The sequence below is a fragment of the Rhizobium sp. P43 genome (assembly GCF_056730705.1).
This window is the reverse complement of record NZ_CM161539.1, coordinates 2,637,409-2,651,188: the sequence shown is the minus strand read 5'-3', so window position 1 is coordinate 2,651,188 and position 13,780 is coordinate 2,637,409. Positions and strand designations below refer to the sequence as shown.

The following is a 13,780-nucleotide window of genomic DNA, read 5'->3' as shown; positions in this document are numbered from 1 at the left end:
CCAGACTGACACCGCGCCTAAAACTCCAGCCCCGCCGCCACCCGGTTTTCGATCCGAACCACGAGGCCGTGGATCTTCGCCATCAGCACGTCGAAGTCGATCGGTTTGGTCAGGTAGCTTTCCGCGCCGGCGCCCAAGCCCTCGATCATCTTTTCCCGATCGGCGAGCGCAGTCAGGAAGAGGAAGGGCATGTTGGAGAATTGCGGATGGTTGATCTGCAATTCGCCGAGCATCGAGATCCCGTCCATCTCCGGCATGGTGATATCCGAAATCACGATGTCGGGCCGCTGGCTCAGGATCTTGTCGAGGCCCTCCTTGCCGTTTTCCGCCTGCAGCACGCGAATGCCGGCGTCCTCCAGCTCTTCGACGATCAGTTCACGGACGTCTCTTTCGTCTTCGACGCAAAGCACGGTGATCATGTCATCTTCCTTTCAGGCTCCAGGGTCAGGCGGCGCTACCTCCGGCGCCGGTTCGGCAGTGTCCTTCGCCGCCGGTCCCTGGACCGGCAGGACGAGGGTGAAGCAGGTTCCCTTGCCGCGTTCGCTTTCGACGAAGATGTCGCCGTCATGCAGGGTCACGATCTGCTTGACGAGCGACAGGCCGATGCCTGTTCCGGCGATGCCGGTCGAGGTGCGGGCGCGGAAATAGGGCTGGAAGAGTTTCGGCACGTCATCGGCATCGATCCCAACGCCTTCGTCCTTGACCGACAGGAAGACGAAGCCGTCTTCTTCCCAGCCCTTGATGGTGATGTCGGGCGCCCGTGGTGCATATTTGACGGCGTTGGACAAAAGGTTCGTCAGCACCTGCGAGATCGCCAGCGCATCGCAACGGATTACCGGCGGCAGGGTCTCATAATCGGCGTCGAAGCGGTGATGCTGCGAGGAGAGCTTCTGCCGCTTGATGGCCTGTTCGATCAGCTTGTGCAGCGAGCAATCGACCAGTGAAAGCTCGACCTTTCCGGTATCCATTCGCCCGGCCGACAGGAAGCTTTCCATCAGCTCAACCATACGCGAAACGGCCGAGCGGATCTGTTGCGTCTTGTCGGTGAGGAAACGCGCCTCCATCTCGCCCTTCTTGCGCTGGATCCGCTGGGCGGCACCATCGATAATCGCAAGCGGCGTGCGGAATTCATGGCTGGTCATCGCCACGAACTGCCGCTGCATGGCATTGATGTTCTTCTCCTGCTGCAGCGCCTCTTCCAGCGCCGCCGCCTGGGCGGCAATCTCGGCGGTGCGCTGGCGCACTGTCTTTTCCAGCGCGTCGCGATGGCGAATGAGCTCTTTTTCGGCCCGTTTGCGCAGGGTGATGTCGGTATAGCTCAAGACATAACCGCCATTCGACAGCGGTTCAGAACGCACGGCCAGAACCTTGCCGCTCTTGCGCTCGCGCTCAAAACTATAGGGCAGACCGAGCGCGGCCTGTTCTATCCGCTCGCGAACCATGGCCTCGGGGTCGCCATCGCCCCATTCTCCACGGCTGGCATTGTAGCGCAGGATATCTTCGAACTTCGAGCCCGGCGGAAACATCTCCGGCGGAATGTTCATCAGGTCGTAGAGCCGCCGGTTGGCCATCAACAGCCGGGAGCGATTGTCGAAGACGCCAATGCCGCCCGGAATGGCGTCGAACACCTGTTCCAGCAGACCAAAGGCTTTGCGCTGGTCGGCGGTGGCGATGGCGACTTCAGCAAAAAGATCGGAAGACGGGCCGCGAATGCGCCAGACATGCACCTTGACCGGATAGACCGTGCCATTGCGTCGCCGCTGGATGGCGTCGAATGTGACGCTGCGGGCACTGCCTTCGACGAGCGGCATCAGCTTGGCCCGGTAGTCGAGCTCGGAAATGCCGACTTTCAAAGAGGCCGGCGTCATTCCTGCCAGCGCTTCGGCCGAATAGCCGGTGCGCACGCTCGCGGTTGCATTGGTGCGGCTGATGGTGAAGCGTTGCGGTTCGAAGATGTAGATCTCGTCGGTGGAAAGCTCCACCATGTCGAGAACGGAGGTCGTACAGCCGTTGCGCTGCTGGATCACCGGTCCGATTTCCTGGGCAAGCAGGCGCAAGGCGGACAGGCTCTCCGTGTTGATCGGTCTCTCGCTGCGGCTGAAGAAGACGGCTGTGCCGAAATCCGGATCGCCGTTCACGGTGATCGCAATCCAGTAGGGGATGAGATCGTCCCGGTCTGCGATGCATTCCGGCATACGCGCCCCAGGCGCAAGATCGATCGGCAGATCCAGTTGGTCCGCGGTGTTGTGGTGCACCAGCCGCTGCCGGTCCTGCCCCGCGTCCCGCACATAGATCGCCGCCATCTCGGAAAGATCAAGCTGCGGTAGCCCGGTGATGATCGACAGGATGTCTTTCAGCGTTTCGCCGAGCCGCCGTTCGGGGAGCGCGGCCTTGAGGATGTCGCGGCTGGCGAGCAGCGCCCAGGAGGGCATGGCGTTCCAGGTCATCGTTTGCATGCGACAGCTCCGCTGCAAAACCTTCGGATGGTCATATTAGGGCCTGCCGATTAACGGAGCTGTGTCGGTTTCCCTCCAATTTGAACCATCACCTCGCAGCAGATGCGGCTTGCCGGACAGGACATTCTCCCGCACTTCAGCCATGACTTTCCCAAGATGAACCGCTAACCTGCGGCCAATTCAGCTGGGAGCCTTCCGCATCATGTTCACGACACTTGCCATTCTTGCCGCCATCGGTGCCTATCTCGTCTTCATCTACAACGGCCTGGTAAAGGCCCGGCAGATGGCCGAGGAAGCCTGGTCGGGCATCGATGTGCAGCTGAAGCGCCGTGCCGACCTGATCCCGAACCTGATCGAGACCGTGAAGGGCTATGCCGGTCACGAAAAGGATACGCTGGAAAGTGTCGTGGAGCTGCGCAACAAGGCCCAGGCCGTGCCCGCAGGCGATGTGGCTGGCCGTGCGGCAGCCGAGGGGCTTCTCGGAGCCGCACTTGGCAAGATCATCGCGCTTGCCGAAGCCTATCCGGACCTCAAGGCCAATGAGAACTTTCTCGAGCTGCAGAAGTCGCTGGAAACCGTCGAGGGCGAGATCCAGATGTCGCGCCGCTATTACAACGGTGCCGCCCGCGATCTGAACGTCAAGGTCGAGAGCTTCCCCAACAACCTCGTCGCCGGCCAGTTCGGCTTCTCGCAGAAACCCTATTTCGAGATTGCCAACGAGGCCGACCGTGCGGTACCGACGGTCAAGTTCTGACGTCCACGCAAGGACGCGACAGCAGAGACCGGGATCATGACGACTGACAGTGTGACCATCCTTCCGCCCGCCCATGCCCTGACCGGCAAGGTGAGCCCTCCGGGTTCGAAATCCATCACCAACCGCGCGCTGCTCTTGGCAGGCCTCGCTAAAGGCACGAGCCGCCTGACCGGCGCGCTGAAAAGCGACGACACCCGTTATATGGCCGAAGCACTCCGCCAGATGGGCGTCACCGTCGAGGAGCCGGATGCCACCACCTTCGTCGTCACCAGCGCTGGTGAACTGAAGGCCCCGGCCGGCCCGCTTTTCCTGGGCAATGCCGGCACCGCGACCCGCTTCCTGACCGCTGCGCTGGCACTTGGCCATGGCCGCTATGTCGTCGATGGCGACGAGCATATGCGCAAGCGCCCGATCAAGCCGCTGGTCGAAGCCCTGAAATCGCTGGGCGTCACCATCGAAAGCCCGACCGGCTGCCCGCCTGTCACGATCGATGCCACCGGCCGTTTCGAAAAGAACCATGTCGTGATCGATGCCGGGCTTTCCAGCCAGTATGTCTCGGCTCTTCAGATGGCGGCCGCCTGCGGTTCCGAGCCGTTCACCATCGAGCTTGCCGGTGCCGATATTGGCGCCCGCGGTTACATCGACCTGACGATGTCTGCCATGCGGGCCTTCGGCGCCAAGGTTGAACAGCCGACAGCCTCCTCCTGGGTCATCCAGCCAACCGGTTACACCGCGACCGATTTCCACATCGAGCCGGATGCCTCTGCCGCCACCTATCTCTGGGGTGCGGAAGTGCTGACCAAGGGGCGGATCGACATCGGCACGCCGTCTGACGCCTTCACTCAGCCTGACGCCAAGGCCTATGACGTGATCGCGCAGTTTCCGAACATGCCCGCCGTGATCGACGGCAGCCAGATGCAGGATGCGATCCCGACCATTGCCGTGCTCGCCGCCTTCAACGAGACGCCGGTGCGCTTCGTCGGTATCGAGAACCTGCGCGTCAAGGAATGCGACCGCATCCGCGCCGTCTCGACGGGCCTCAACAACATCCGCCAAGGCCTCGCAAAGGAAGAGGGCGACGACCTGGTGGTCTTCTCCGACCCATCGCTTGTCGGCCAGTCCCTGCCGGCCGAGATCGACACCTTTGCCGATCACCGCATTGCGATGAGCTTTGCACTCGCAGGCCTGAAGATCCGCGACATCACCATTCTCGACCCCGGCTGCGTGGCCAAGACCTATCCCGGCTATTGGGATGCACTCGCCTCGCTCGGCGTCGAGCTCGTCAGGAACGATCCGAAATGACCACGCTCCTCCGCCTGTGCTCCGCCTTCCTTCTCCTTTTCTGGATGGCATGCGGCGCGCAGGCTGTGGAAGTCATTCGCGATTACCACGCCGATATCACCGTATTTCCCGATGCTTCGATCAGGGTCACGGAAACGATTACCGTCAATGTCGAGGGTGACCAGATCAAGCGTGGCATCTTCCGCGATTTTCCGCTCTATGCTCAGGACGCACGGGGCTTTCGCAAAAAAGTCGATTTCGGGTTGATTTCGGTCGAACGCGATGGTCGCCCCGAAAACTTCCACACAGAAAACGTGACGGGTGGAATCCGGATCTATACCGGGAGTGAAAGCATTTTTCTGCGTCCTGGCGAGTACGTTTACACCATCACTTACTGGACTGGTCGCCAGATCCGATGTTTCGATGATCACGACGAGCTTTACTGGAACGTAACCGGAAACGGCTGGCAGTTTCCGATTGATCGTGCGGGGGCCACTGTGATGCTCCCTGATGGTGCTCTTCCTACCCGGACGACCTTCTATACGGGCCCCATGGGGTCGACCGCCCAGAATGCCCGCGAAATCCCCGGATCGAACGGCCTCGAATTCCAGACCACCCAGCCACTCGGCCCGAACGAAGGCCTGACCATCGTGCTTGCCTTCGACAAGGGGCTGGTTGCAGCGCCCTCCTCCGAGGACACCACCTGGTGGTTCATCCGCGACAACCTCAACACCATCATCGGCTTCGGCGGCCTCGCCGTCATCTTTCTCTATTATCTCCGTTCCTGGGTGGCCGTCGGCCGCGATCCGCCGAAGGGCGTCATGGTCCCGCGCTGGGATCCGCCCGAAGGCATCTCGCCCGCATTGGTCAACTACATCGACAACAAGGGCTTTTCCGGCGCTGGCTGGACGGCGCTCTCCGCCTCCGCGCTTGATCTCGCCGTCAAAGGCTATGTCGAACTCGACGATCTCGACCGCAGCATCACCATCCGCCGGACGAAAAAGCCGGTGGAGGGTAGGCTGCAGGCGGGTGAAGCATCCCTGATGGCCGAGATCCCATCAGCAGGCGATGCGCTCGTCATCGACAAGGCCAATGGCAAGAAGGTAGAAGCCGTCGGCAACCGCTTTCGTCAGGCCATCGAAAAGGAGCACCGTAACAAGTATTACAAGGGCAATGCCGGCTACATTTCGCTTGGCATCGGCCTGTCCATCGCCGTGGTTGCCTCGCTCTTCATCTTCGGCGACCTCAGCGAAGACGTCTACGCCCTGATCTTCGTGCCGACCTTCTTCTCGATCTTCTTCGGCACCTTCACCATCGGGCTCGTGAACTCGTTCAGACGGGGGCGCTCGCTGTTCAGCAAGATCATCACCGTCGTGGCGTTGGCCCTCATCGGCTTCGTTGCCCTGTCGACCATGGCGCTGATGCTGATCTCCATGTGGATGGATCTGGAGGCGACCCATCAGATCCCGGTCCTCATCGCCTTCGGCGGCATCCTCCTGGTCAACCTGCTCTTCTTCTACATCATGGGCGCCCCGACCCCGCTCGGCCGCAAGCTGATGGACGGCATAGAGGGCCTGCGCACCTATCTGACGCTCGCCGAGAAGGATCGCATGAACATGGCTGGCGCTCCCACCATGTCGCCCAGCCACTTCGAAAAGCTTCTGCCCTATGCCGTGGCGCTGGGCGTGGAGAAACCCTGGTCTGAAACCTTCGAAACCTGGCTCGCCTCAGCCGCATCAGGTGCCGCTGCCGCCAATTACAGCCCCGGCTGGTATCACGGCAGCAATCCCGGCGGCTTCGGCAACCGCATCGGCGGCTTCTCCTCCTCCATGGCTTCGACCATCGCCTCCACCATACCGACACCACCCCCCTCCAGCTCCTCATCCTCCTCAGGCTTCTCCGGCGGCTCCTCCGGCGGCGGCGGTGGCGGCGGTGGCGGGGGAGGGTGGTAATCCTCCACCTCCCCCTTGAGGGGGAGGTCGCGCGGAGCGCGCGGGAGGGGGTGATCACGCCTAGGCTTTGGCATTTCCCCTCAATCCCCGGAATTGCAACACCCTGAGTTTCGAGGTTCCATGGACAGATAACGGTTGAGGAACCAGCGAAATGCCCAGACCTCCCACCTCTATGGATCGCTTTCGCCGCGCCAATGCCAGACGCCTGCGCTCGGCGGCAACGGACGCCGAACGAAAACTCTGGCGCCATCTCTGGCGCATTCCAATCGACGGCAGCCATTTCCGCCGCCAGGTCCCGATCGGTCCCTACTTCGCCGACTTCGCCTGTCACCAGATCGGGCTGATCATTGAACTCGACGGCTCCCAGCATGCGACGGACGATGCGCTTAAACGAGATGCTGCGCGAACAGCCTTTCTGGAAGCACAGGGATACAAAGTGATCCGCTTCTGGAACGCCGAAGTCCTGACGGAGCTCGATGCGGTCCTGGATACTGTTTTTGCGGCGGTCCGTGAGCGTGAAATCTTCCTTGAACTCCACCCTGAGGTTTGGCCCCTCTGCAGACTGGTTCGTCCCGGCTCGGTTGAGGTGTCCAAAGGTGATAAACAGTCTCCGCCGGATCACCCCACCCCGGAGCTGCGCTCCGACCCTCCCCCTCAAGGGGAGGGTGGCTGAGACGCTGGCGCCGCACTACCCACCTCCCCCTTGAGGGGGGAGGTCGCCGCGAAGCGGCGGGTGGGGGTGATGGCGGCACGTCTGGTCCGACAACGGTGCCGACCAGGTCGAGATTGTCGACTATCACTGAGAAGGAGACATGCCATGACCATCGTCCTGCCGCCCGTCCATCCCGGTGAAATTCTGCGCGATGAGTTTCTGGAGCCCATGGGGCTGAGCGCTGGTGCCCTTGCGCGCCTCTTGAACGTGCCTCGCACCCGGATCGAGCGACTGGTCGCAGAACAGACGTCGTTGACACCGGATACAGCGCTCCGCCTTGCCCGCTATTTCGACATGTCACCGCAGTTCTGGATGAACCTTCAGACCAGCTACGACCTGAAGACGGAAGCGACGGCGAAAGCCGCCGAGCTGGCTGCCATTCCCGTGCGAACCGATCTGACCGCTGCCTGATCCACCCGCCAATTTACACCGATCCATGGATGACTTTTGCCGCGCGGCTTGCTAAGTCCGCCGCAGCCTCAAGCAACATCTCGAAAAGTCAGACCCGATGCCCGATCTCCTGCTCGAACTCCGCTCCGAAGAAATCCCCGCCCGCATGCAGCGCAAGGCGGCTGGCGATCTGAAGAAGATGGTCACCGATGCGCTTGTCGATGCGGGGCTGACCTATGAGGGTGCGCGCGAATACTGGACGCCGCGTCGCCTGACGCTGGATATCCGTGGGCTGACTGCCCGTTCCGCCGACATCAAGGAAGAGAAGAAGGGCCCGAGCACTTCCGCACCTCAGGGCGCGATCGATGGCTTCCTGCGCGGCGCGGGCCTCACCTCGATCGATCAGGCCACCATCAAGACGGATCCGAAGAAGGGCGATTTCTACGTCGCCTACATGGAAAAGCCCGGCCGTGCGGCGGAAGAGATCATCGCGGATGTCATGCCCGGCATCATCCGCGCATTCCCCTGGCCCAAATCGATGCGCTCCGGTTTCGCCTCCATGCCCAAGGGCTCCGGCTATGGCGGCATCGAGGGCAAGGGCATGGAAAGCCTGCGCTGGGTGCGCCCGCTGCAGTCGATCGTCTGCACCTTCGGCCCCGAGCATGACGAAGTCCAGGTCATCCCCTTCGAGATCGACGGCATTGTGGCGTCCAACGTCACCTACGGTCACCGCTTCCACGCGCCGGATGCCATCACCGTCAAGCGCTTCGATGACTACGTTTCGAGCCTCGAACGCGCCAAGGTCATACTCGATGCCGAGCGTCGCAAGGACATGATCCTGCATGACGCCCGCGACATCGCCTTTGCCAACGGTCTCGACCTGGTTGAGGACGAAGGCCTGCTGGAAGAAGTCTCCGGCCTCGTTGAATGGCCGCAGGTCCTGCTTGGCACCTTCGAGGAGGATTACCTCTCGATCCCGGCCGAGATCATCCGCCTGACGATCAAGACCAACCAGAAGTGCTTTGTCGTGCGCCCACAGGCCACCCACCTCCCCCTTGAGGGGGGAGGTCGCGCGGAACGCGCGGGTGGGGGTGACGCCTCGATGGCTGTGGGTCACCCCACCCCGGCCCTTCGGTCCGACCCTCCCCCTCAAGGGGAGGGTGTGCTCTCCAACCATTTCATCCTGATTTCCAACATCCAGGCCACCGACGGCGGCAAGGAAATCATGCATGGCAACGGCAAGGTGGTGCGCGCCCGCCTGTCGGATGCGCTGCATTTCTGGAAGCGCGACCAGGGCGATCTGCCGGACCTCGATACGCTCAAGGCCTCCGCTGCAAAGTTCGACCTCGACCTCAAGAAGCCGCTCGACCAGCGTATGGCCAAGCTCGATGCGCTGAACGTGACTTTCCACGCCAAGCTCGGCACGCAAGGGGAGCGCGTCGCGCGCATCCGCGAACTGGCCAAGGTGCTGGCTCCAATCGTTGGCGCCGATGCCGCCCTCGTTGACCGCGCCGTGGTGCTCGCTAAGGCAGATCTACGCACCGAAGCCGTCGGCGAATTCCCCGAACTGCAGGGCGCCATGGGCCGCAAATATGCGCTCCTGCAGGGCGAAGATGCCTCCGTCGCCGCAGCCATCGAAGACCACTGGAAGCCGAACGGCCCGTCGGACCGTCTGCCGGAAGACAAGGTGGGCCTCACCGTTGCGCTCGCCGACAAGCTGGACACGCTTGTGGGCTTCTGGGCGATCGACGAAAAGCCGACCGGCTCGAAGGACCCTTATGCGCTCCGCCGTGCGGCGCTGGGTGTGGTGCGGATGATCCTGGAGAAGGGCATTCGTCTGCCGATCGCATCGGTCGCCAAGGATGCCGATCTCCTCTCCTTCTTCCACGACCGCCTGAAGGTCTACCTGCGCGACCAGGGCGCCCGCCACGACATCATCGATGCCGTGCTGACGCCCGATGCCGACGATCTCTTGATGGTCGCCCGCAAGGCGGAAGCCCTGACCGCCTTCATCACCTCGGAAGACGGCCTGAACCTGCTCGCCGGCACCAAGCGCGCCACCCAGTTGCTAGCAGCCGAAGAGAAGAAGGGCACCGTCGTCGCCGATGGCGTCTCGGAAGCGCTCCTGAAGCTCGATGCCGAGAAGGCACTCTTCGCCGCCATCCAGTCCGCCTCGAAAGCGGCGGCAGACGCTGTGGCATCGGAAGACTTCCGCTCCGCCATGCAGGCGCTCTCGACGCTGCGAGGCCCGGTCGACAAGTTCTTCGAGGATGTCCTGGTCAACGACGAGGACGCCGCCATCCGCGCCAACCGCCTGGCGCTCCTGAAGGCCATCCGCGAGGCGACAGCCACGGTCGCTGACTTCTCCAAGATCACAGGCTGATGATGTGAGACCCCGCTTCGGCGGGGTCTTTCGTTTGACACAGCGAGTTTTCCGAGGTTGGCATCCTGTGCTAGACTGAACGAGCAGTCCAGAGGAAGCCACCCCCATGAACAAGCCCGTTCAGGTCACCATTGCCGAGCCCTATGACAGCTTCGTCGAGTCCCAGCTCGAAAGCGGCGCGTTCAAGTCTGCCGAAGACGTTGTCGAGGCCGGCCTCAAGCTTCTCAAGGAAGAGCAGGCGCGGATCGAATGGCTGCGCAATGCGCTGATCGAGGGGGAGAACAGCGGGCCGTCTGTGCCGTTCGATCCCGAAGATCTCATGGATTCTGTCCGAGAAAGATGGAAGAGCCGTGGCTGAGATCCGGCTTAGCCCCGCCGCACGCCAGGATTTTCTCGACATCGGTGACTACACGCGGGATCGATGGTCTGAGGCTCAAGCCGAACGATACCTCAGGCAGATCCTTGCGATGATCGCGGAAATAGGAACCTATCCGTTTTCAGGCAGCGAGTTGCCTTCATTGCGGCCTGGTTATCGTCGCCGACGGTGCGGCTCACATCTGATCTTCTATGTCATTCTGGAGGAGGGGATGGTGGAGGTCGTTCGCATCATCCACGAACGCGCCGACATTTCGCGCCAGCTGGACAAATGACTTCCATGCCCCCGAAAATCCTCATCAGCGCCTGCCTGCTCGGTCGCCCCGTCCGTTATGACGGCAAGGGCAAGCCGCTCGCAGATCCCCGCATCGAGCGCTGGAAGGCGGAAGGTCGCCTCGTCGGTTACTGCCCCGAACAGGCTGGTGGCCTGCCGACACCCCGTCCACCCGCCGAAATCGAAGGCGGCATGAATGGCGAGGATGTGCTGGCCGGCCGGGCCCGGGTCATGGAACTGACGGGCGGCGATGTCACCGCCGAATTCGTCGAGGGCGGGAAAAAGGCCGTCGCCTTCGCCCGCGAGCAGGGGTGCGACGTTGCACTCCTCATCGATGGCAGCCCCTCCTGCGGTTCCGGCTTCATCTATGACGGCTCGTTCTCCGGTACCCGCCATCCCGGCTTCGGCGTCACGGCAGCCTTGATGCGTCGGGCCGGCATCGCGGTCTTTTCCGACCGTGAGCTCGATCGGCTCGCAGCGCATATCGATCGCGCGGACTGAAACGAAAAGGCCGCCGGATTGCTCCGGCAGCCTTGTTGATGTCGCGGTTGTGGAGGGACCTCAGCTCGCCATGCGCATCGGCTGTTGGCTGCCACCGGACTGGCTCGTCTTGAAGCTGCGGATCAGGTTCAAGAGGTCGCCGGTGTCGTTGGCGAGAACCTCGGCAGAGGCCGTGGTTTCCTCGGCCATGGCGGCATTCTGCTGGGTGGCCTGGTCGAGCTGGTTCATCGAGGACGAGATCGAGCGCAGGGTCGTGTCCTGCTCCTGGGCGCTGTGCGAGATCTTCGAGACGATGTCGTTGGCGCTGGCGATCTGATCCGAGATGCGCTTCAGCGCCTCGCCGGTCTGGCCGACCAGCTGCACGCCCTGTTCCACCTGAGCGGAAGAGCGGGCGATCTGGTCCTTGATCTCCTTGGCCGCCGCTGCCGAACGCTGGGCGAGTTCCCGCACTTCCTGGGCGACAACGGCAAAGCCCTTGCCGCTCTCGCCGGCGCGAGCCGCCTCGACGCCTGCGTTCAGTGCGAGCAGGTTGGTCTGGAAGGCGATTTCGTCGATCACGCCGATGATCTTGGTGATCTCGGCAGACGACTGCTCGATGCCGCTCATCGCGTTGATGGCGCGGGTGACGATCTCGTCGCTCTGCTTCGCCTCGCCGCTGACGGCACTCACGCGGCTTGCGGCCTCGCGGGCGCCATCCGCCGTCTGGCGAACAGCGACGGTCAGTTCGTCGAGGGCTGCCGAAGTCTCTTCGAGGTTCGCAGCCTGGCGCTCGGTGCGGGTGGCGAGCTCGCCGGAGGCACGACGGATTTCTTCCTTCGAGACCGCGATATCGTTGCCCTTCAGGTTGACACGGGCCATGGCCTCTTCGAGACGCGCCAGCGCATCGTTGAAGTTGTCGCGCAAGCCGGCATATTTCGGGCCGAGATCGGCACAACGCACGGTCAGATCGCCATGGGCGAGCTGTTCCAGCGATTGGCCAATGGTGGCGACGACATGCGCCTGCTGGCGCGCTTCGGCGACCTGTGCCTCGGCATTCTGGCTGCGCTCGCTGTCAAGCTCGCGCTGCTGCTCATCCTGGCGGGCGGCCAGGGCATGGCGCTCGCGCACCTTGTCCTGCAGGCTCTTCGTCGCCTGCGCCATCAGACCGATCTCGTTGCGCATGTCCGTATGCGGGATGGCGATGCTGACATTCTCGTCGGCGACGGCCTCAAGCGCATCATGGATGGCCTTGAGCGGACCGGTGATGTTGCGGATCACGAAATAGGCGGCGACCAGCGCCAGCACGAAGATGCCGGCCGACCAGCTGATGGTCTTGATCACGCTGGAGCGGATTTCGGCCTTGAGATCATCGGTATAAAGGCCGGTGACGATGACGATTTTCCAGGGTTCGAACGCCTTGCCGTAAGAGGCCTTCGGATAAGACCGGTCTTCCGGATCCTTGCCAGGCTTCGGACCGATGAACTCAACGAAGCCGCCGCCCTGCTGACCGAGGCGAACCAGTTCGTCGCGATAGGCAAAGCCGTTGGCGTCGGGCTTGCCCTTGTTGCTCTTGCCCACGTCCTTCGAGGTCGGATGGAAGATCATCACTACGTCGTAGTCATAGCCGAAGAAATAGCCGTCGGGCTCGAAGCGCAGCTTGTTGAGCATCTCGTAAGCGCGGGTCTTGGCTTCCTCGACGGTGAATTCGCCGGCGACGGCGCGATCATTGAAATCCTTCAGAACCGACAGAGCAGTCTCGACCTGCGTGCGCAGCAGCTCGTAACGCTGCTGATAAATGGTCGCTGTAGACGAACGCACCTGGAAATAGGTGGCCGCCGCGAAAGCCGCCATCAATCCACCGATCAGCACGATCAGCTGGAGGGAAATCTTCAAATTTTTCATATCGGGGGACGCTTTCGTCTGGGGAGCGGTTCGGGCGCCGGAGGAGGGGACAGTCGAACGAATCGGTACGTCATGTCCCGAAGGTGCTTCACAGTCTCATCGCGAAAAGTTGATGCGACTTTAAGCGCGTCCAAATATGATTCTATAAGAATGAACGGGTGAAATGTTGCGGCAAACGGCATAACGCCCGGGACTGGGCCGGGCGTTATGTCCGTGTCGACCACGAGAGACCGCCGCGCCCGGATCGTAAGGCCGGCGGATTGGGATCAGTTCAGACGCAGATCAAAGCCCGCGAGCGCCGGCGTCTTGTCGGCATCGACAGGTGCGTCGACGGCCGCAGTGGTTGCGTCATGGTCGATTGCATCGCCGGTGGGCAGGGCGCCTGCGACAATCGTGGAGCCGTTCGTCGCCCAGCCTTCGGCAGAGGTATAGACCACCACGGGCGAGCCGCCGAACCAGTTTTCAACGCGCTTCAGCTTCTGTTCGCCATCGACTTCGACCACTTCTGCGGTCTGGCTGCCTGGCGGCAGGGTCGGGACTTCATAGTTCCTCTGGCCCAACCTGGGGGCCGGCGGCGGGCATTCGCTGCAATCGACCTTGACGATGCTCGGCTGGGTCGGCGAAAGGCCGGTCACGGTCGAGATCGAACCGGCCATTGCAGGCGCGGCCAAGGTCGATACTGCCAGAACCATGGATGTCGAAAGGATGAGACGCATCACGTTATTCCCCGATTGTTGGGAAGAACATTAGCAATCGTTTCTTTCGATCCGGTCAGAAGCTTTGGTAAAATTTGAACGAAAGGACGGATTTCCACCCGAAAT

13 protein-coding genes are annotated in these 13,780 nt (G+C 62.2%); 9 read left to right on the top strand and 4 right to left on the bottom strand.

What is annotated here, in order from left to right; all coding sequences use genetic code 11:
- Nucleotides 1-17 precede the first annotated feature (17 nt).
- Both AC1PUL_RS13345 and AC1PUL_RS13340 read right to left on the bottom strand, forming a co-directional pair.
- A complete protein-coding gene (locus tag AC1PUL_RS13345) occupies nucleotides 18-419 on the bottom strand; it encodes a response regulator (RefSeq protein WP_480464653.1) in 402 nt (133 codons plus the stop codon).
- Nucleotides 420-431: 12 nt separating this feature from the next.
- Nucleotides 432-2,456, bottom strand: a complete 2,025-nt coding sequence (locus tag AC1PUL_RS13340; RefSeq protein ID WP_480464652.1) for a sensor histidine kinase — start codon at nucleotides 2,454-2,456, stop codon at nucleotides 432-434.
- Nucleotides 2,457-2,658: 202 nt separating this feature from the next.
- On the opposite strand from AC1PUL_RS13340, the gene AC1PUL_RS13335 reads away from it, so the two are divergent.
- From AC1PUL_RS13335 to AC1PUL_RS13295, 9 genes are all read left to right on the top strand, one after another.
- On the top strand, nucleotides 2,659-3,210 hold the full coding sequence (locus AC1PUL_RS13335) for a LemA family protein (RefSeq protein WP_480464651.1): 552 nt from the start codon (nucleotides 2,659-2,661) through the stop codon (nucleotides 3,208-3,210).
- Between the two features lie 36 nt (nucleotides 3,211-3,246).
- Nucleotides 3,247-4,512: a 3-phosphoshikimate 1-carboxyvinyltransferase gene (aroA, locus tag AC1PUL_RS13330; RefSeq protein WP_480464650.1), complete on the top strand. Its 1,266-nt coding sequence runs from the start codon at nucleotides 3,247-3,249 to the stop codon at nucleotides 4,510-4,512.
- Nucleotides 4,509-6,443, top strand: a complete 1,935-nt coding sequence (locus tag AC1PUL_RS13325) for a DUF2207 domain-containing protein (protein ID WP_480464649.1) — start codon at nucleotides 4,509-4,511, stop codon at nucleotides 6,441-6,443. Before aroA ends, AC1PUL_RS13325 begins: the two co-directional genes overlap by 4 nt.
- 172 nt (nucleotides 6,444-6,615) lie before the next feature.
- Nucleotides 6,616-7,116, top strand: coding sequence for an endonuclease domain-containing protein (locus AC1PUL_RS13320; protein WP_480464648.1), 501 nt, complete (start codon nucleotides 6,616-6,618; stop codon nucleotides 7,114-7,116).
- A 144-nt stretch (nucleotides 7,117-7,260) separates the two neighbouring features.
- Nucleotides 7,261-7,566 carry a HigA family addiction module antitoxin gene (locus AC1PUL_RS13315; protein WP_113460681.1) on the top strand — a complete coding sequence of 102 codons (306 nt, stop codon included), beginning with the start codon at nucleotides 7,261-7,263 and terminating at the stop codon, nucleotides 7,564-7,566.
- 97 nt (nucleotides 7,567-7,663) lie between these two features.
- Nucleotides 7,664-9,928, top strand: coding sequence for a glycine--tRNA ligase subunit beta (gene glyS, locus AC1PUL_RS13310; RefSeq protein WP_480464647.1), 2,265 nt, complete (start codon nucleotides 7,664-7,666; stop codon nucleotides 9,926-9,928).
- Nucleotides 9,929-10,034: 106 nt separating this feature from the next.
- Nucleotides 10,035-10,286: a type II toxin-antitoxin system ParD family antitoxin gene (locus tag AC1PUL_RS13305; RefSeq protein ID WP_076392690.1), complete on the top strand. Its 252-nt coding sequence runs from the start codon at nucleotides 10,035-10,037 to the stop codon at nucleotides 10,284-10,286.
- Nucleotides 10,279-10,578, top strand: a complete 300-nt coding sequence (locus AC1PUL_RS13300; protein ID WP_480464646.1) for a type II toxin-antitoxin system RelE/ParE family toxin — start codon at nucleotides 10,279-10,281, stop codon at nucleotides 10,576-10,578. The genes AC1PUL_RS13305 and AC1PUL_RS13300 overlap by 8 nt, the downstream gene beginning before the upstream one ends.
- On the top strand, nucleotides 10,575-11,078 hold the full coding sequence (locus AC1PUL_RS13295; protein WP_480464645.1) for a 2-thiouracil desulfurase family protein: 504 nt from the start codon (nucleotides 10,575-10,577) through the stop codon (nucleotides 11,076-11,078). Before AC1PUL_RS13300 ends, AC1PUL_RS13295 begins: the two co-directional genes overlap by 4 nt.
- A gap of 60 nt (nucleotides 11,079-11,138) precedes the next feature.
- Here AC1PUL_RS13295 and AC1PUL_RS13290 read toward each other — a convergent pair whose 3' ends face one another.
- Both AC1PUL_RS13290 and AC1PUL_RS13285 read right to left on the bottom strand, forming a co-directional pair.
- Nucleotides 11,139-12,959, bottom strand: coding sequence for a methyl-accepting chemotaxis protein (locus AC1PUL_RS13290; RefSeq protein WP_480464644.1), 1,821 nt, complete (start codon nucleotides 12,957-12,959; stop codon nucleotides 11,139-11,141).
- A gap of 266 nt (nucleotides 12,960-13,225) precedes the next feature.
- Nucleotides 13,226-13,675: a plant virulence effector HPE1-like domain-containing protein gene (locus AC1PUL_RS13285; RefSeq protein WP_480464643.1), complete on the bottom strand. Its 450-nt coding sequence runs from the start codon at nucleotides 13,673-13,675 to the stop codon at nucleotides 13,226-13,228.
- Nucleotides 13,676-13,780 lie beyond the last annotated feature (105 nt).

What these genes read in the sequence shown, in the direction of transcription:
- AC1PUL_RS13345 (WP_480464653.1), bottom strand. Translation starts at nt 419, where the DNA reads ATGATCACCGTGCTTTGCGTCGAAGACGAAAGAGACGTCCGTGAACTG.
- AC1PUL_RS13340 (WP_480464652.1), bottom strand. Translation starts at nt 2,456, where the DNA reads ATGCAAACGATGACCTGGAACGCCATGCCCTCCTGGGCGCTGCTCGCC.
- AC1PUL_RS13335 (WP_480464651.1), top strand. Translation starts at nt 2,659, where the DNA reads ATGTTCACGACACTTGCCATTCTTGCCGCCATCGGTGCCTATCTCGTC.
- aroA (WP_480464650.1), top strand. Translation starts at nt 3,247, where the DNA reads ATGACGACTGACAGTGTGACCATCCTTCCGCCCGCCCATGCCCTGACC.
- AC1PUL_RS13325 (WP_480464649.1), top strand. Translation starts at nt 4,509, where the DNA reads ATGACCACGCTCCTCCGCCTGTGCTCCGCCTTCCTTCTCCTTTTCTGG.
- AC1PUL_RS13320 (WP_480464648.1), top strand. Translation starts at nt 6,616, where the DNA reads ATGGATCGCTTTCGCCGCGCCAATGCCAGACGCCTGCGCTCGGCGGCA.
- AC1PUL_RS13315 (WP_113460681.1), top strand. Translation starts at nt 7,261, where the DNA reads ATGACCATCGTCCTGCCGCCCGTCCATCCCGGTGAAATTCTGCGCGAT.
- glyS (WP_480464647.1), top strand. Translation starts at nt 7,664, where the DNA reads ATGCCCGATCTCCTGCTCGAACTCCGCTCCGAAGAAATCCCCGCCCGC.
- AC1PUL_RS13305 (WP_076392690.1), top strand. Translation starts at nt 10,035, where the DNA reads ATGAACAAGCCCGTTCAGGTCACCATTGCCGAGCCCTATGACAGCTTC.
- AC1PUL_RS13295 (WP_480464645.1), top strand. Translation starts at nt 10,575, where the DNA reads ATGACTTCCATGCCCCCGAAAATCCTCATCAGCGCCTGCCTGCTCGGT.
- AC1PUL_RS13290 (WP_480464644.1), bottom strand. Translation starts at nt 12,959, where the DNA reads ATGAAAAATTTGAAGATTTCCCTCCAGCTGATCGTGCTGATCGGTGGA.
- AC1PUL_RS13285 (WP_480464643.1), bottom strand. Translation starts at nt 13,675, where the DNA reads ATGCGTCTCATCCTTTCGACATCCATGGTTCTGGCAGTATCGACCTTG.